Origin of the sequence: Microbacterium sp. Beta (assembly GCF_005502545.1) — a bacterium.
GTDB lineage: Bacteria > Actinomycetota > Actinomycetes > Actinomycetales > Microbacteriaceae > Microbacterium > Microbacterium oxydans.
Map to the genome: position 1 here is coordinate 1 of NZ_SCOG01000026.1, position 17,031 is coordinate 17,031.

At 67.5% G+C, this 17,031-nt stretch carries 16 protein-coding genes and 1 rRNA gene; 5 read left to right on the plus strand and 12 right to left on the minus strand.

Features of this window, described 5'->3' with window-relative positions; genetic code table 11:
* From rrf to FFS56_RS17590, 5 genes are all read left to right on the plus strand, one after another.
* Positions 1 to 105, plus strand: a 5S ribosomal RNA gene (rrf, locus tag FFS56_RS17575); the annotation flags it as partial.
* A gap of 72 nt (positions 106 to 177) precedes the next feature.
* On the plus strand, positions 178 to 2,085 hold the full coding sequence (locus FFS56_RS20885) for a primosomal protein (protein ID WP_249352999.1): 1,908 nt from the start codon (positions 178 to 180) through the stop codon (positions 2,083 to 2,085).
* Entirely contained in the window at positions 2,085 to 3,122 is a 1,038-nt protein-coding gene (locus FFS56_RS17585) for an HAD-IIA family hydrolase (protein ID WP_127011994.1), read from the plus strand. The genes FFS56_RS20885 and FFS56_RS17585 overlap by 1 nt, the downstream gene beginning before the upstream one ends.
* A gap of 51 nt (positions 3,123 to 3,173) precedes the next feature.
* Positions 3,174 to 3,350 carry a hypothetical protein gene (locus FFS56_RS20630; RefSeq protein WP_164734087.1) on the plus strand — a complete coding sequence of 59 codons (177 nt, stop codon included), beginning with the start codon at positions 3,174 to 3,176 and terminating at the stop codon, positions 3,348 to 3,350.
* Positions 3,347 to 4,144: a TlyA family RNA methyltransferase gene (locus FFS56_RS17590; RefSeq protein ID WP_127011995.1), complete on the plus strand. Its 798-nt coding sequence runs from the start codon at positions 3,347 to 3,349 to the stop codon at positions 4,142 to 4,144. Before FFS56_RS20630 ends, FFS56_RS17590 begins: the two co-directional genes overlap by 4 nt.
* Before the next feature lie 78 nt (positions 4,145 to 4,222).
* On the opposite strand, the gene FFS56_RS17595 is transcribed toward FFS56_RS17590, so the two are convergent.
* From FFS56_RS17595 to FFS56_RS17650, 12 genes are all read right to left on the minus strand, one after another.
* The gene (locus tag FFS56_RS17595; protein ID WP_137772204.1) at positions 4,223 to 4,954 is read right to left on the minus strand and encodes a fibronectin type III domain-containing protein; all 732 of its coding nucleotides are present in this window, start codon (positions 4,952 to 4,954) and stop codon (positions 4,223 to 4,225) included.
* A 60-nt stretch (positions 4,955 to 5,014) separates the two neighbouring features.
* Entirely contained in the window at positions 5,015 to 5,212 is a 198-nt protein-coding gene (locus FFS56_RS17600; RefSeq protein WP_127011997.1) for a hypothetical protein, read from the minus strand.
* A 15-nt stretch (positions 5,213 to 5,227) separates the two neighbouring features.
* The gene (locus tag FFS56_RS17605) at positions 5,228 to 8,500 is read right to left on the minus strand and encodes a hypothetical protein (RefSeq protein ID WP_127011998.1); all 3,273 of its coding nucleotides are present in this window, start codon (positions 8,498 to 8,500) and stop codon (positions 5,228 to 5,230) included.
* 3 nt (positions 8,501 to 8,503) lie between these two features.
* The gene (locus tag FFS56_RS17610) at positions 8,504 to 8,866 is read right to left on the minus strand and encodes a hypothetical protein (RefSeq protein ID WP_127011999.1); all 363 of its coding nucleotides are present in this window, start codon (positions 8,864 to 8,866) and stop codon (positions 8,504 to 8,506) included.
* On the minus strand, positions 8,863 to 10,533 hold the full coding sequence (locus FFS56_RS17615) for a hypothetical protein (protein ID WP_127012000.1): 1,671 nt from the start codon (positions 10,531 to 10,533) through the stop codon (positions 8,863 to 8,865). The genes FFS56_RS17610 and FFS56_RS17615 overlap by 4 nt, the downstream gene beginning before the upstream one ends.
* Positions 10,533 to 11,039 carry a hypothetical protein gene (locus FFS56_RS17620; RefSeq protein ID WP_127012001.1) on the minus strand — a complete coding sequence of 169 codons (507 nt, stop codon included), beginning with the start codon at positions 11,037 to 11,039 and terminating at the stop codon, positions 10,533 to 10,535. Before FFS56_RS17620 ends, FFS56_RS17615 begins: the two co-directional genes overlap by 1 nt.
* A gap of 3 nt (positions 11,040 to 11,042) precedes the next feature.
* A complete protein-coding gene (locus FFS56_RS17625) occupies positions 11,043 to 11,441 on the minus strand; it encodes a hypothetical protein (protein ID WP_127012002.1) in 399 nt (132 codons plus the stop codon).
* An 11-nt stretch (positions 11,442 to 11,452) separates the two neighbouring features.
* A complete protein-coding gene (locus FFS56_RS17630) occupies positions 11,453 to 11,872 on the minus strand; it encodes a hypothetical protein (protein ID WP_127012003.1) in 420 nt (139 codons plus the stop codon).
* Positions 11,862 to 12,488 carry a hypothetical protein gene (locus tag FFS56_RS17635; RefSeq protein WP_127012004.1) on the minus strand — a complete coding sequence of 209 codons (627 nt, stop codon included), beginning with the start codon at positions 12,486 to 12,488 and terminating at the stop codon, positions 11,862 to 11,864. Before FFS56_RS17635 ends, FFS56_RS17630 begins: the two co-directional genes overlap by 11 nt.
* 17 nt (positions 12,489 to 12,505) lie before the next feature.
* Positions 12,506 to 14,221 carry a hypothetical protein gene (locus FFS56_RS17640; protein WP_127012005.1) on the minus strand — a complete coding sequence of 572 codons (1,716 nt, stop codon included), beginning with the start codon at positions 14,219 to 14,221 and terminating at the stop codon, positions 12,506 to 12,508.
* Complete coding sequence (locus FFS56_RS17645; protein ID WP_212742681.1) at positions 14,218 to 15,309, minus strand: hypothetical protein; 1,092 nt, start codon at positions 15,307 to 15,309, stop codon at positions 14,218 to 14,220. The genes FFS56_RS17640 and FFS56_RS17645 overlap by 4 nt, the downstream gene beginning before the upstream one ends.
* A 158-nt stretch (positions 15,310 to 15,467) precedes the next feature.
* Positions 15,468 to 17,027 carry a hypothetical protein gene (locus FFS56_RS17650; RefSeq protein ID WP_127012007.1) on the minus strand — a complete coding sequence of 520 codons (1,560 nt, stop codon included), beginning with the start codon at positions 17,025 to 17,027 and terminating at the stop codon, positions 15,468 to 15,470.
* Positions 17,028 to 17,031 lie beyond the last annotated feature (4 nt).

Below are 17,031 nucleotides of genomic sequence, written 5' to 3' on the forward strand. Positions count from 1 at the left end.
AGCGTGAGGGAAACGCCCGGTTACATTCCGAACCCGGAAGCTAAGCCTCACAGCGCCGATGGTACTGCAGGGGGGACCCTGTGGGAGAGTAGGACACCGCCGGACTCCTTTTAGACAAAATGGCCACCCATCGTTGGGTGGCCATTTTGCGTTTACACGAAGAGAACAGGGAGCATCATGCCAGAAGAGGAACAGCGCCGTCCGCGTCGCAACGACGACAACGGACCGCGCGGGAACCGCGCTTCTGGCGGACGCCCCAACTACAGCAGCCGCGATGATGGCGCCCCCCGTCGTGAGGGCGGCTACAACCGCGATGGCGGTGCTCCCCGTCGTGACGGTGGTGCCCCGCGTCGTGAGGGCGGCTACAACCGTGATGGTGGCGCCCCCCGTCGTGAGGGCGGCTACAACCGCGATGGCGGTGCTCCCCGTCGTGAGGGCGGCTACAGCCGCGATGGCGGTGCTCCCCGTCGTGAGGGCGGCTACAGCCGCGATGGCGGTGCTCCCCGTCGTGACGGTGGTGCCCCGCGTCGTGAGGGTGGCTACAACCGTGACGGTGGTGCGCCTCGTCGTGAGGGCGGGTACAACCGTGACGGTGGTGCGCCTCGTCGTGAGGGCGGGTACAACCGTGACGGTGGTGCCCCTCGTCGTGAGGGCGGGTACAACCGTGACGGTGGTGCCCCGCGTCGTGAAGGTGGCTACAACCGTGACGGTGGTGCCCCGCGTCGTGAAGGTGGCTACAACCGTGACGGTGGTGCCCCGCGTCGTGAAGGTGGTGCCCCTCGTCGTGAAGGCGGATACAACCGTGACAGTGGTGCCCCTCGTCGCGAAGGCGGATACAACCGCGACAGTGGTGCGCCCCGTCGTGAAGGCGGGTACAACCGCGACAGTGGTGCCCCTCGTCGTGAAGGCGGGTACAACCGCGACAGTGGTGCCCCTCGTCGCGAAGGCGGATACAACCGTGACGGTGGTGCGCCCCGTCGTGAGGGCGGGTACAACCGCGACAGTGGTGCGCCCCGTCGTGAAGGTGGCTACAACCGCGAGGGCGGCGACCGCTCCGCTGGGCGTTCCTTCCCGCAGCGCGGGGGAGCGGGTCGGGAGCGGCCGGCGCAGGCCGCCAACGAGCGTCCGCGGTTCGATGAACCCCACATCCCCGACGATGTCACCGCGCGTGACCTCAACGGGGCGGCGCGCAACGAGCTCAAGACGCTGAGCAAGGAGAATGCCGAGCACGTCGCCCGTCACCTCGCGATGGCGTCACGGCTCATCGATGAGGATCCTGCGCTCGCCCACCAGCACGCACTGGCCGCCTCCCGACGCGCCGGTCGCATCGCGATCGTCCGGGAGACCCTCGGCATCACCGCGTACGCCACGGAGGACTTCGCTCTCGCGCTGCGCGAACTGCGCACCTACCGTCGCATCTCCGGCAAGGACGATCAGATCGCTCTGATGGTTGACAGTGAGCGGGGTATCGGTCGCTCCGACCGTGCGCTCGAGACCGGGCGTGCAGTGGATCGCTCCGCCCTCGAAACGCCTGTCCGCGTCGCACTCGCCATCGCCATGTCGGGAGCCCGGCTGGATCAGGGCGATCTCGAGCTCGCGCTCGGTGAGCTGGAGATCCCCGAGCTCGACCCTGATCGCGCGTTCGAATGGAGCCCCGCTCTGTTCGCTGCCCGCGCCGCCGTGCTCGAAGACCTCGGGCGCACCGACGAGGCGGAGTTCTGGGCGCACCGTGCCGAGGTCGCCGCGGAAGCACTCGGGATCGACGAAGCCGGCGACGAAGAGATCTTCATCGAGGACAGCCTCATCGAGGGCGAGTTCCCCGACGAGGACGACGCCTCGGCCGCGGCGTCCCAGGCGGACGCCGATGCAGCTGAGTCTGAAGCAGCTGACTCCGATGCGGCTGAGTCCGATGCGGCTGAGTCTGAAGCGGCTGAGTCTGAAGCGGCTGAGTCCGATTCATCTGAGTCCGACGCATCAGACGAGGAAGAGCCCTCGGTCGAAGACGAGGTGCGCGAGCTGCTCGGCGAGGATCAGGACGAAGATCAGGACGCGGACGAGGACGACGAGTCGGAGCCGGAGGCGTAGTGGCGCTGTTCTCTCGGAAGCGGTCGGTACCTACTCCGCTCGACGGTGTCGACACTGTCCTCGCCGACCTCGACGGGGTGGTCTATGCCGGTCCCGGGGCACTGCCGTTCGCGGTCGAGAGTCTCAACGAGGCGGCGAAGTCCGCTCGGCTCGGATACATCACCAACAACGCTGCGCGGACCGACGCGTCCGTGGCTGAGCACTTGAGCAGCCTCGGGCTCCACGTCGAGGCGACGGATGTCGTCACCAGCCCGCAGGCCGCGATGCGTCTGATGGCCCAGATCGTGCCCGCACCGGCGACGATCCTGGTCATCGGCGGTGACGGGCTCGTCGACGAGGTGCAGAAGGCGGGTTACACGGTCACCCGCAGCGCGGACGATGCACCCAGCGCCGTGGTGCAGGGCTTCGCGCCCGAGGTCGCCTGGACCGATCTCGCTGAGGCGGCCTTCGCATTGAAGCTCCCGGAGGACGAGGGCGGGATCCCGTGGATCGCCACCAATACGGACTGGACGATTCCTCGGGAGCGTGGCGTCGCGCCGGGGAACGGAACGCTCGTCTCCGCTGTCCACACCGCGATCGGCCGGCTCGCGACCGTCGCGGGGAAGCCGGAGGAGCCGATCTTCCAGGAGGCGCTCGCACGCTTCGGTGCGACGAAGGCGCTCTTCATCGGTGACCGTCTGGACACCGACATCATGGGCGCCAGCCGGGCGGGCATCGACTCCGCTCTGGTGCTCACGGGCATCGATCGGCCCAAGCATGTGCTGGCGGCACCGGAGGGGTCGCGTCCTACGTACATCCTCGGCGACCTGCGCGAGCTGCATCTTCCGTACCCTGAAGTGACTCAGCAGGACGGCATCTTCCGTGTCAACGGCGCCGCCGTGCGTGTCACCGGTGCCGATGTCGAGATCGTGGCGGAGTCCGCAGAGCAGATCGATCTCCTGCGGGCGGGCGCTGCCGCCATCTGGGCCTCGGGAACGCCCGTGTTCGTGCTGCGGGTTCCCGAGCGTCTCTACGAGGATCCGTTCCACCGCCCCTGACGCCGTCGCGTGGCGCCCTCCTGCGTCGGAGGGGCCGCGTACAGTAGAACCGTGAGCGATGAGACGACGAGCGCACCGACCGATGGTCTGTGGAGTCGGCTGCGCCTGATCGAGGGTCAGCCGCTTCCCGCCCGTGCCGACGCGTATTCTGCGCTGCACGACGAGCTCTCCCGTCGCCTCGAGACCGGTGCGAAGGTCGAGCAGCGGGAGACGTCGGGATCCCGATGACGCGACTCGACGCCGCCCTCGCCTCCCGAGGACTCGCCCGTTCGCGCACCCACGCGGCGACCCTCATCTCAGAGGGGCTCGTCAGTGTCGATGGCCGACCGGTCGTGAAGGCGTCGACGTCGGTCGGCGAGGGGGCCGAGATCACGATCGCCGGAGCCGACCACTACGTCGGCAGGGCCGCGCACAAGCTCATCGCGGGTCTCGACGGCTTCGCCGTCCCGGTGCAGGGGCGTCTCGCGCTCGACATGGGCGCATCCACCGGCGGATTCACGCAGGTGCTGCGCGAACGCGGCGCGCGCACGGTCCTCGCGGTCGACGTCGGGCACGGGCAACTCGCTCCGTCCATCGCCGCCGACCCCGGCGTCATCGCCGTCGAGGGCTACAACGTCCGTCACATGACACGCGAGAACCTCACCGCGGCGACCGGCGAGACGGCGGCACCCGATCTCATCGTCGGCGACCTCTCGTTCATCTCCCTCGAACTCGTGCTTCCGGCCGTCGCCGCCGTGGCAGTGCCGGAGTCGGACATCCTGCTGCTCGTGAAACCCCAGTTCGAAGTCGGGCGCACAGCCGTCCGCGGCGGTCTGGTCACCGACCCCGCAACGCGCGCCGACGCCGTCGCCAGAACGGTGTGGAGCGCGTGGGATCTGGGACTCGGCATGCTCGGGATCCTTCCCTCCCCGATTCTCGGTACACACGGGAACGCGGAGTATCTCGTGCACCTCGCCCCGGGGCGGGGCAGCAATCCGACAGATTTCTTGGCCGCCATTGAGAACGTAGCGTACGCCCGGTAATCCGCGCTATTTCTGAAATTAGAACTAGTCGGCGCGTCGTTCCGGGGCACCACTTTGGGCACGCGGTGGGCACGCCGACTAGGTCGCGGGGACCCACGCACCGGATCGGTAGATCAGCACCTCCGCGCTCTGCCACTGCCCGGAGCGATAGACCAGGACCTCGACCGGCACCCACGTGGACCCTCGGCGGACGTACGCGCCGGACAGGGTCTTGAAGGCGGTCTGCGCGCTCTTCGGGCTGAAGCCCTGGGAGTTGTGAGCGTAGACCAGGGCGTAGTACTGGGTGCCCGGCTTCAAGCCCGTCACCGTGTGCGTGAGGGCGGTTCCCACCAGATAGTCCTTGTACCCCGCCGAGTCAGCCGGGCTGATGGTGTGCACGCGCAGGAGGTACTGGTCGATGCCCGCGCCGTTGTTGTTCGTGTTCGCGGGCCAGGTGAGCTTCACGCTGGTGGGCATCAGGTTGGAGGCGACCGGCGCGCCGTTCTGTGCCGGAGCCTTCGGGATGCGCGGGAGGGTGAAGGTACCTCCGGGGTTGCCCGCGCCGATGTTCGAGTGTCGCGAGTCCCAGTAGCCGGAGACGCCGATGCTCGCGTACCCGTTGCCGTCGTGACCGATGGCGGTCTGGCCTGATGCGATGGTCTGGTTCGGGTTCGGGTTGAAGGAGCCGATGGAGCCGGACGCGGTGTTGCCACCGATGTTGATGCTCCAGCTCGTGGCGTAGTTACCGAAGGACCCCCACGTTCCGGACGCGACAAGCGACCAGGAGACGACGGAGGTGTTCGCCCCATAGTTCTGGGATGCCAGGTCCACGTAGAGCGTCAGGACGTCGTCTCACGCTCCACTCATCTGGACGGAGTAGGAGGCCATGACTCACCCCTTGAACCAGATGTCACCCTCCTGGGGCGACGTCGGCGCGGTGGGAGAGGCGGTCTCCTTGCGCGGGTGATCGAGGATGATGCGACCGATGAAGTCGCGGGTCTCGTTCTCGATGGTCTCCAGCGTGTTCGCCTGGGCGGTGCCGGGCACGAGAGGGAGCCCGGCTGCGGCTGCGGTGTCTCCAGTGGCCATGATGGTCTCCTTGGGTTAGAGGTTGTCGATGGTGCCGGTGAGGGCGTCGATGGTTCCGGACAGAAGGTCGATGGCTCCGGGCGGGGTCTCGCGGAGGCCAGCGGAGCCCAGGCTCATGAGCCCGTTGGTCAGCTCCCACCGGACCCTGGTGAGCGTTCCGAGCTGGGCGTACGTGCCGGGCAGGTCGATCTGGATCTCCATGCCCGGGCGGACGGAGTAGTCGGTGGCGACGGTGACGTCCTGCACGCGGCCCAGGCCCTGGACCTTCGAGAGGTGAGCTGCGGCGATGCCGGGACCGGGATACTGGCGGTCGAACTCCAGGACCTTGACCTTGCCGGGCGTGCCCGCGGCGTCCTTCTTGGTGCGGCTGGAGCCGTCCGGGTCGGTCCACTTGAAGATCGCCACGACGCCGGTCACGCCGTTGTCCTCGTCGTCCACGTCCATCGTGTCCGTGCCCTCCACGGCGTTGTCAGGCCGTGCGCTGAAGCGACCGGGGATGGAGTAGCCGACCGGGTCGATGAGCCACCAGCGGCGCTGCTCGTCGCAGAAGAGGCGGAAGCCCGCGGTCGCCACCAGTGGCTTCAGGAAGTCCCAGGCGTTCTGACCTGCCTGCCAGGTGAAGACCTCCGGCAGGCGCTCGACGCCGTCAGCGGGGACGCGCGTGGACACCGAGTCGCCCACTGCGCCCTCCCAGGAGTACAGGTAGCCGCCACCGTTGGTGGTGGCTCCGGAGAAGTACGGGACGGTCTGCACGCCCTCGTACCACATGAGCGAAGAGACCCAGTGGAACTGTCCAGCGGTGTTGACCAGGGAGTAGGCGAAGATGCTCGCCTTGGCTGCGGTCGGCGGCGCGACCACCTGGCGCGAGCTGCGGACCATTGTGGAGGCGTTGGTGGCTACGGTCGGCAGGTGCTCGTCCCGAATGATGACGCCCTCGTTGTTCGTCCACCGGACCATGAAGCCGACGTTGCGGGCGACGCTGGAGGCGAGGTCCCCGGCCATCGTGTAGATGTTCCCCGGGCGCACGGAGAAGGCAGACGCGATGTTGAGGTAGCTCGTGCCGGTTCCCGCGGCGGTCCAGCGCATGACGGTCTTGCCGAAGCCGGAGCCGTACAGGATGCCACTGGTTCCCGATCCTGCGGTGTAGCCGGTCGCGCTCGATGGTGCCGGGTTCGTGAACTCGTTGTTCATCGTCCAGCGCGCAGTCACGTCGGCGTTGGCCGTGCCGGGCTGGAGGGCTTCGTCGTGCCAATCCCGAACGCGGCCTACCCGCTCGGTGAGGAGGCCGGTGACGTCCAGGAACGTCGAGGGCGTGACCGCCACCGTCTGGATGCGCGTCGATACGGAGAACCGGGTGGCTCCCGCGGGGACGACGCCCGTCCACGACACGCGCACCCAGGAGGTACCGGCACCGGCTCCCATCCATTCACCGAAGGACGTGCCTCCGACCCAGCCACCAGCTCCGTTGTGGAACCGGACGCCCAGGAGGTAACCGGCTGTGGCGACGTTCATCCGGACGTAGCGGCTCACCGTGATGGTCTCGCCGGGCGTGACCGTGGGACCGCCCACGAAGTCTCCGGTGGTCGCTGGAGAGGTCAGGTCCTGGTTGCCGTAGGAGTCGATGCCACGCCCGGCGACGGTGCCGGTCTCGGAGGACGTGAAGCGTGCGAGCGTGCCGAACGGGAGGACGTTCTCCGCGCCGTTTCCAACCCACGTGCGAGCCCATCCGAAGCGGGTTCCGTACGGCGCTGCGGAGCCCGTGCTGAGCGCCGTGGGGTTCGGCTCCAGGTTGCGGAGCGTGCCGGGGAGCTGCGCGAGGACGTAGTTGACCAGGTCGCGGAGGCTCGCTTCGTAGGTGCGTGGCGTGGAGTTGTCCACGATGTCCGCCCACGTCGAGAGGAGGGCTTCGTCGGACGCCAGGCTCATCGTGATCTTCTTGCCGTCGTGCGACACCTTGCGCTCACGGAGCACCAGGTCAGCCGACAGCCCTGCTGCGGGCACCCAGTCCACGCGGTCCAGCTCGCGAGCCTCCAGCACCGATGGGGAGGCGTTGACGGTGCCGGTGAATCGCGTCTGCTGGAACTCCCCGGGAGAGGAGGGCGCGAAGTACTCCGCGGGGTCCACGGTCGGGATCTCGGTGCCGACGTCTTCGATCATCACGTCTCGCATGGAGTACTTGGTCCCGACCACCCCGGTGCCGTTGCCCACGATGCTCAGGTTGAAGGACTCCGCCGCGGGGATGTTGACCGTGGCCTTCCAGTAGAAGAAGATCTCGCGCTCGACGCCGTCCGCGTCGAGCGTCACAGCGGGGGTCACGGAGTAGTAGGCGTTGCCGGTGTTCTTGTGCGGGCGGACGTTCACGTTGGTGAAGACGGAGCCCGCGGCGGCAAGCGCCTTGATCTTCGCCCGGAAGGCATAGACGCGACCGAACGTCGCGCCCGTGCTGGACGGCGACGAGAAGATGTAGGGCGTGGTCGTCACGGTGGCGGTGATCGTGAAGCCGTCAGCGGTCACGGTGGCCGCACCCGGACCGGAGTACCCGGAGGTGGTCGCCGGGGTCGGGTTGTTGACCAGGTTGCGGCGCTGCTCCACCCACGGTGTGTACGTCTTGGTCCAGGAGCCCTCCGTGGTCGCGTCGATGCTCACCCGCTGGCCGGGCTCGATGCGCTCCAGGAGGTCGTCCGTGGTCAGCGGTACCTCCACGGATGCCTCGGCGTACGGGTAGCGCGAGGAGTCCAGCGTGAGGTCTCCGTCCGACAGGCTCAGCTCCGCCACGTTCGTCGTCACAGGAGGGATGTGCTCGACCCAGGCATTCTGGATCAGGGACACCTGGTCCATTCGGGTCGAGGCTCCACCGACAGGCGGCAGGCTGTAGGCGTAGATCTGGTGGGTGGTCGTGCTCGCCGTGAAGCTGTACGTGACCGTGAAGTTGGTAAAGATTCCGGGAGGTGTCACGGTGCTGTAGGTCATGCCCGTGACACCTAGACGGACGTTGCCCGCCGTGGTGTTGTTGGTGGCGAAGCGGGCCGTCAGTGTGTACGCGCGTCCCACAGTCAGGCCGCCGATGCTGCGCTGGACCAGCCCACTGTTCGATCCGTTGGAGAGCCAGTCCAGAGTCCCAGAGAAGGTCGGCGTCCCCACGGTCTCCGTCCACCCGTCAAGCGAGCTGGAGAAGTTGGAGCTGTAGATCCCCAGCGCGGGGCGGGTGACGTCGTAGCCGGGCTCGATGATGACCGGGTCGTCCAGGGTGATGGTGGCGGTCGCGTTGGGGTTGTTCTCGAAGGCCATGGGTCAGACCTCCTGGTATCCGACGCGGACCCACCAGACGGTGGTGGTCTCGTCCAGCGCCTCGGACTCGATGTCAAGGGAGCCGTCCAGCACGAAGGTCATGCCCAGCTCGCCCAGCTCGTCGGAGACGTACGTGAAGCTCGTCTCCTGGGAGTAGAGAGCGAAGGCCGCGAACGCCTGAGCGCGGTCCGTGTAGGCCGTCACCAGGTCCCCGGAGCGGGGACGGGGCGCGATGTAGGACACACCGATGGAGCCGTCCAGAAGGTCGTGGATGATGTTCCGGGAGCGGCGGCTGGAGTCGTATCCGGCGACGGCGAGAGGGCTGGTGGTGCCCGCGCCGTTGGACGCGGTGATCGTGTGGCTCATACCAACTGGCTCCCTGCGTTGCGGGTGCGGACGGTGATGTAGATGGGGCGGCTCTCCTGGTTGCGTCGCCAGGAGTTGACGCTGGCGCTCGCGTCGGAGGTGTCGGCGCGGACGTTGATGGTCGCGTGGCGGGTCCGGGCCAGCGCGTCCAGGTCGCTCTTGGCGTCAGCCTTGCCGGTGGTCTTGACCTTGATCTCGGCGGTGCGGTCGCGGGAGACATCCGAAAGGTCGGCTTCCGCCTTGCCGGTCTCGGCGGAGATCTCGACGTCGGCGTCCGGGTTGAAGGAGTCGTCAAACGCGACGGCGGCGCTCGATCCTCCGGAGCTACCCAGGTCATTCAGCGCGGCGGCGTACGGGTCGCGTGCGGCCTCGGGGAGCGCGACGAACTGAGCCACCCACTGCATGCGGGCGTCCTCCGGCATTTCCATGAGGTTCGACCACTGGTCCGGGCTCAGCCGCATGGACTGGAGGTTGGACTGGTAGGTGGCCACCGCGGCGGCGTGCTCCTGCGTGTACGTCAGCCAACGGTTGATGTCGAGTGCGCCGTCCTCGGTGGTGGCGTACTCGGTGGCGGCGTTGCGCATCGAGTCGTACGCGCTCGTGACGGAGTCCTGGACAGCCTGCTCGGCGGATGCGATCCGCTCCGCCTTCTCCTCTTCGGCTTCGGCCTGAGCGAGAGCGCCATCGATACCGGCAGCGGACTGCCGCTCGGAGGACTCCTGCGCCTGGGCGCGAAGATCGGTTTCCTCAGAGAGCTGGTCCAGGACCTCCTGGTGTGCCTCGTACTCATCCACCAGCGCCTGGGTCTTCGCGACCTCGGCCTCATTGGTGATGTCCACGGTCTCGCGGCGGAGCTGGATCTCCTCCATGAGGGCGTCCTGGCTCTTCTCCAGGCTGCGCGTGTAGTCCTTCAGAACGTCGTCGCTGGCGCTCAGGACCTGGTTGACCTCGTCGGAGCCGCGCCCCATCTCGGCCAGGGCGTCGGTCCACTTCTCCAGCTTCGAAGGGTCGTCCTGCCAGAAGAACCGGAAGTCGGTGGACTTGGTCTCCTCCAGCTCCTTGATGCGGTCCACGATGCGGGCGGCGCTGGTCACCCAGGCATCCGTGGAGACGCCCGCTTCGCGTGCCTCGTCGGCGTACTCAATGGCCTTCTGGCGAAGCTCCTCCGCGGCTTCCTCAGCCTTCTGGAACTCGCCCACCGCGATACCGATACCGGCAGCGATGGCGAGACCGGCGAGCGCACCGGCAGGACCGAAGCCCGCGAAGGCGTTGGCGGCGACCTCCTGGAAGGCGTCGATGATGGACTCCGCGGAGCCGTCGAAGGATGCAGCGGCTTCCTTCGCGGTGGAGTTGGCCTCTTCGCCCATCTCCTTGACGCCGTCCTCAGCGCCCTTCATCCCGCGCTTGGTGTCGTCCCCGGCGTCCTTCGCTGCGAAGCCCAGCTTCTTCAGCTTGTCGCGGGTGTCGTCCAGCTCGTCCTTCAGATCGTCGGTGGCGTCCCCGGCGCGCTTTAGATCCTTCTCCAGGTCCTTCCCGGCATCGACCTTGGACAGGCTCTTCAGCGCGTCCTCTGCGTCCTCCAGCGGCTGGACAAGGCCGTTGTCGATCTCGCGGGCGATGCCGGAGGTGTCCACCGCCATGGGGATCTTGATCTCACCGCGTGCCATCAGGACACCTCCTCGATTGCTTCATGGATGGATCTGCGTGCGGTCTGCACCCAGAGGCTGGCGACGCGGGGGATGGCCTCGCGTGCTGCGGGGTAGGCGACGTTTCCGGCGCGACGGTTGGGACCGAAGGCGTTGCCCGCGCTGCGGGTGTACGCCTTGCCCTTCTTGGACTTGGAGGCGATCTGCTTGCCGGGGTTCATGCCGAACTCAGCGGAGCGCGCCAGCCGGGGGACCTCAGTTCCGGAACTCAGGCGTCCCTTGCCTCCGGCCTTGAAGGTGATGTTGCGGGCGGTGACGGAGACGTCGGCAGAGTTGACCAGGACCCGCTGCTGGATGCGCGTGGCTGCGCGCCCTCGGGTCTCCTCAAACCAGATCGGCTTTCCGGCCTTCTTGGTCTGAGATCCGATCTCCTTCTTGACGTCGGTCGGCACCGCCCGCATCGCCAGCGCCAGGTCACGAAGCGGGCTGTCGATGAGGAGCGAGATCGAACCTGCTCCCCGGGCCATGGGTCAGACCGATACGGTCGGGACGGGCTTGCCGGATGCGACCGGCAGGACCACCGTGCTGACACCCACGGCCTTGGTTGCGCCACCGATCTTGGGAGCCACCAGCGTGACGGTCTGGGTCCACGTGGTGGGGCCGTCCACGATCTTCAGGACGACGTTGGTGCCCTCGTCGTTGAACATCTTGCGGGCGAGACCGGTGGACCCGAAGTCCTGGAAGACGTTGAGCGTGACGCTCCAGCCGGACTGACCGGCCAGGCGGGTGACCTTGCCGGTGACGTCGGTAACCTCGGCGGTGACCGGGGTCGGGTCGATGGAGTAGTCCTGGATGTGGGCGGAGTAGTCGTCCGTGCCCACCGAGATGGTGGCGGTGATGAGGCGAATGTTCGCGGCGATGACAGGCATGATGTCCCTCCTCAGGGAGCGGGTGTTGCAGTGGGTGGGTTGTTGGAGGCGAGGACAGCGAGCGGGATCACGAAGGCGGACTCGCCCGTCTCCAGCCGGGTACGGGTGGCGTCGGGTCCCCAACGGAGTTCGGGGGATGCGTCGAAGATCTGGAGGAGCACGCCGGTCTCCTTGGTCAGGCGGGGCATGGCCTTGGTGGCGTCTGTCTCCGGAACCGAGATCACGATCTGGAAGGTGACCCAGAGCCAGCCCTCGGGGAGCTTCTGGTCCTCCGCGATCTGCGACAGGTCAAGCTGCTCCCACGTCACGACGACGCCGGTCGTCTTGGAGGTGCCCAGGGTCTCGGCGTTGATGACCTTCCACTTGGTGGGGACCTCGGCCTCCAGGAAGGTCTGGAGATCGGCAGCGACGGTGGCCAGCTCAGAAGACACGGGGAACACCTCCGCGCGGGCGGATCATCTGCTGGATGGTCTTGTCGAGAGGACGCGGGACGAAGGAGTAGCCCTCGGTGCCGACGTTCCCGTCCTGCTGCGCGCGTCCCGAGTTCCAGAGATTCTTGGCCTGCTGGAGCTGCGCGAGGACGTAGCGCTCCGGGACGTTGAAAGCGGGGCTCGGCACGCCAGCCGGGAGTGGGTAGGACAGGCGGACCTGTTCGCCCGCCGTACCCAGGTACCAGGCCGCGCCGTCCGGGTAGACGGTGAAGGACTGCGCCCCGTGGGTGGAGAGCGCGTTACCTGCGGGTCGGTATGCCTCGGGGACGGTGCCCACCGGAGCGGTCACCGACGTACCCTCTGCGAGCCGCGCGACCACATGGACCCAGCCGTCAATCGCGATGAAATCGGCGGTGAACTTGCCGTCCTCCGTGAAGCCATTGACCAGGACGTGTGCGGGGTCCTCGACCAGCGGCGGGGCGAAGGCGATGACCTGGTCACGGGCGGTGCCCAGGATGTACGCGCACAGCTCCGGCGCGTCCGTAGGCGCGTCAGGCCAAGCCTCCAGAAGGCGCTCTGCCTCCTGGAGACTGGTGGTGCTGTACCACGTGGTCATCGTCTTCGCCCCGTCGATCAGGCCGCGGTGCCGATGAAGACGGTGGCCTCCGGGCGGACGACGAACGTCTCCAGGAAGCCGACCGTGGCGCGGTCCACGCCGAACTTGGCGACGTTGAGCGCGTCGATCTGGATCGGGGTGGTGCCCAGCTCGCGGAACTCGATGGCGTTCTTGGAGCCCGCGATGACCTGCGGGTCCGCCGCCTTGGTGCCGATGAAGGCGGTCTGCGGAGCCTTGCGGACCTGGACCTTGCCCTCGACGTTGCCCTCACCCGTGCCAGCCGTCACACCCAGCGAGACGAACTCCGGCAGGAGGTCCTTCGGGGTGAAGAGGAGCTGACGCCACAGCTCGGGGTTGACGACAGCCCACGCCGGGTCGTCGTCCGCGTCCGAGATGGCCTCCAGTGCCTGGATGAGCATGACCACGCCCGGGTAGTACTGGAGGTTGGCCGGGGTGCCCGTGGGCAGGGTCTGCGGTGCAACGCGACGCGAGAGCGCTGCGCCCTCGTCGCGCGATGCGACGCGGAACATCGTGGCGAGGGCCTCCTCGTCGGTGACCTTGGCGTAGGAGTTCGCGACGCCCTTCCAGAAGGACTCCAGGATCTCGGCACCACCGGAGAGGTAGGTCCACTCCGCGGCGACGTCGGCGGCGTAGCCGTAGCTCTCGCGGGTGCTCTCGCGCTTCGAGGTCGAAGCGGAGCCGGTCGGCAGCTCCGTCTTCTCACCGCCGCGCTTCTGCACCAGCGCGGTGCCCTGGTCGAGACGGAAGCCCGCGCGGCCACCGATCTCGATGGGGCCGAAGGTGTGGTTGTTGAGCGGGAGGTACTTGCGGACGTACTCCTTGCCCTGCCACAGCTTGCCCACCCAGGCGGGCTGGACGACACCAGCGGCGGGGAGCGCGCCGGAGCCGGTCGTCTTGATGTCGGCCAGGGCGAAGAGGGCGCTCTCGTTGTCCTCCGACTGGACGCCCGACTTCACGGACGCCATGGCGGAGAAGACGGCGTGGAGGTCCACGTCCTCGGTCTTGGGTGCGACTCCGGGAGTCACGAGTGGTGCGGGGGTCTGGCCCGCGGCGGATGCGGTCATGGTCTCCTCCTCGGAGTCCTCTGGGGTTTCCTCGTCCGCGGGCGCGGAGTCGGTGATCTTGGTGACGGTGGTCTCGCGCTTGGACGTCTCGACGCGACGCCAGCGGGTGCCCTCGTCGTCCACGAACTCGGTGGTGTACTCGGAGGTGGACGCCGACTCGGGCGCGGTGTACTCGTCGGAGGACGGCACCTCCTCCGCGAACTCGGCATTCACACCGGGAGCCAGGGAGAAGAGAGCTGCGGACTCGAAGGCACCCTCGGTGCAGACGGCGGCTCCGGTGAGGCGGGAGCGGACGGCCTTGGACCCGGCGCGCATGAGCGAGCCCAGCTCGGCGGACAGCTTCCGCTTGGTCGGGTTGGCCAGGTAGGCGTCGCCCTCGTCGGTGTTGAAGATCGAGAACTCAGCCACGACTCCGGCGTCCGTGACCTCCAGCGAGGTGGCGCGACCGATGGGGTTGAAGCGGTCGTGCTCGTCGTTGAGAGTGACGGCGGAAGGGTCACGGGGGATCGAGACCGACGCGGCGGAGAACATCACCGGCTCGGTCTTCGAGAGGCTCGGGCGGCTCAGCTCACCGAACGGGAGCAGAAGACCGCGGACAGTGCGGGTGTCGGAGACGCGGGAGAAGAGTCCCGCTTCGGTGGTGGTCATTCGGATACCTCCGTGGAGGCAGCGCTGTCGCCCGCCTCCGGGTCGATGGACAGCGGGGCGGGTACTGCGAAGGCGGAGGCGTCGGCGCGGACCTCTGCGCCTTCACCCACGACGACGTCGGCGGACAGCGCGGCGGCGATGGCGACGGCGTACTCCGAAGACCCGAAGGTCCACAGCTCGGAGGACTCGCCGTTCACGTTCTGGTACTGGACGTTGCCGCCGCCGCTGCCCTCCTTGGACGCGCCCACGAAGTTGAGCGGGACGCCCGTGTGCATCGCGAGATCGATGCGGACGGAGTTCTTGGCCTCTTCGAAGAGATCCAGGGAACCGGTGGTTCCACGCTCCTTGACGTCCACGTAGCTCGGCGTGACGGAGACGGAGGACTTGTTGCGGCCCTCCTTGTAGTTCGCGATCAGAGTGAGCTGCTCTTCGCGCTCCATGCCGTCGTAGGACTGGTCCGTGATGTGCAGCTCGGTCGCTGCGGGCGGGCTGTCCAGGCGCATCTGGCGGGCTAGCTCGATCTTCCGGGCCTGCCGGATGGAGTCGATGCCATCGGCCATGAGACCGGCGCTGCCCAGCGGGACGACGACGGCGAGCATCCGGTACTGAGCCGGGACGGTGTCATCGATGACGACGGATTGGGTCTGCTGGTCGATGGACCAGAGGTTCCGGGGGATGGTGATCCAGTCGTAGACCAGGCCCTCGGTGTCGAGCCAGCATCCAAGGACGCCGAAGCCCTCGAAGTACAGCTCCTCCACAAGCTGCTTCACGGCGAGCCAGCGGCTCATCCCCGGGTAGGAGCACGACGACACCCAGAAGGGCTGCGTCTCGATGCGGGCGGCGGGAGTGCCTGCGGCGTACTTCTCGAAACGAAGCTTGGTGACCAGGGCCTGGTGAGCGGCCAGCGCGCGCTTCACCTCGGGGACGCGGCGGGCGACGTTGCGGTCCACCAGCTCGCCAGGGAGCTGACCGAAGTAGTCGGAGACGATGGCCTGGGCGAGGTGGTCACCGGAGTACGGGGACGCGAGCATCGGGGCTGCGGACTGTGTCAGTCGCATGCCACCGGTGAGAAACGAAAGAAGGCCCAACGCCCGCTCCTTCGATGAATCGAAGAGTCGGAGGTCAGGCCCCTCACCGGCTGCTGCCGGGACTTAGCTAGATCTTACCATTTTGCTCAGACATTGCCTAGATCAATGTGCAAATCTGTGGATATCTGGACAAGTTGTGCACATATTGCGCGTTCGCGCTAACCAAACTGGATGGACTCGGCCAGGTTTCCGCGCTCGCGCTCGTCGGAGAGCTTGTGCGCGGCGAGCGCGATGGCCTCCAGGCCGGAGATGTCCAGCTCCTCCTGGCCCTTCGGACGTCCCAGGGACCACCCGCCACTGCTGCTGTAGTTCCATCCGCGCTTGACGGCGATCTCGGCGGCGGAGGTCAGCTCGGGCTGGTCGTAGTGGCGGAGCTTGCCCTCATTCAGGATCTTGGTCAGGTTGATGGCCGCACGCTGAATGTCGGCGGACAGGACGGGGCGCTCGGCGGGAGCACGTCGGGCCTCACGGACACGGCGGACCTCCACCTCGGTGGCGGCGTTCTTCGTGTCGTACACGATGTCCCGCTTGTGCTTGCGTGCCAGGTCCAGGAGCTTCTGGGCGAAGCCCTCGGTGCCGGTCTGGTGGTGAAGGAGACCCACGTGGACCGTGTCCTTGGGTCCCTTCCACGCTGCGCCGATGGAGGCGTACGTGCCATCCGGGTGCACGAAGGGCACCATGCAGAAGACCTTCGGGGGAGTCGTGCCCGCCTTGCTCAGCGGGAGCGCCGACGCCACCCACTTGGGCTGCGAGAGGAGAGCGGTGTTGGAGCCCTCCAGCGCGAAGACGGACAGGATCTCGGCGGGGAACTTCTTCCGCATGGCCGGGGTATCCCAGTCCTCCTTGATGACCTCCAGCGGCGTGGTCCATCCGATGCCCGGGTGGACCAGCTCCACGTACTCGCGGACCCTCGCCTTCGGGTGGTCCTCGCTGGGCTCCCAGTCCTCCAGCTCCTCTGGGTCCACGTCGTCCGGGAGGCCGTGCCGGAGGATGGCGGCGGAGGGGTCCGTGAGCGCATCCCAGAGGAGCTGTCCGGAGCGGAAGCTACCCGCGGTACCGGACATGATGAACTGTGCGCCGTGGCGCGTGTGTAGCGTCGGGCGGATGGCAGCGATGAGGTCTTCACCCAGCTCCAGCTCTGCCTCTCCGGCCTCGTCCACCCAGGCGACGTCGAAGGCGTTGGAGCGGAAGCCGTCACCGGAGGGGGCGTACACGGAGAAGTAGCTGCCGTTGCGGAAGACCAGCGACTCGGAGCCCTTGGACAGGCCGATCTTCACGAACTGCTCGCGCACCTTCCGGTCCGGATACAGGCGCTCCAGCGGGGACGCGATGTCCATCTTGAAGCGCTCGCCTGCCTTCGCGCCGGTCGTGGCGAGGGTCCAGCCCACGTAGTAGTCCTCGCGGAGGGAGCACCGGCCCAGGAGGGTGGCCTGGATGGCCGTGGTCTTCGTCGTACGTCGCGGCTCCAGAATGCCGTTGACCTTGTGCCCTGCTGCGAGGGTGTCGGTGATTGCGAGCTGGATGGGCGTAGGCCCGATGATCTCCCCGGCGAAGTTCCGCTTCTGGTCGAGACGGAGGAGCCGGGCACCCTCCAGGAACTCACGTCGGCTCTCCTCCGTGGTGACGAAGCCGGTGGAGTGCATCGGCTCCGGGATGAGCGCACGCCGCTCCAGCCACGTGGCCTCATTCTGGAGGTCTTCGAGGGTGGGATGGACCATGGCG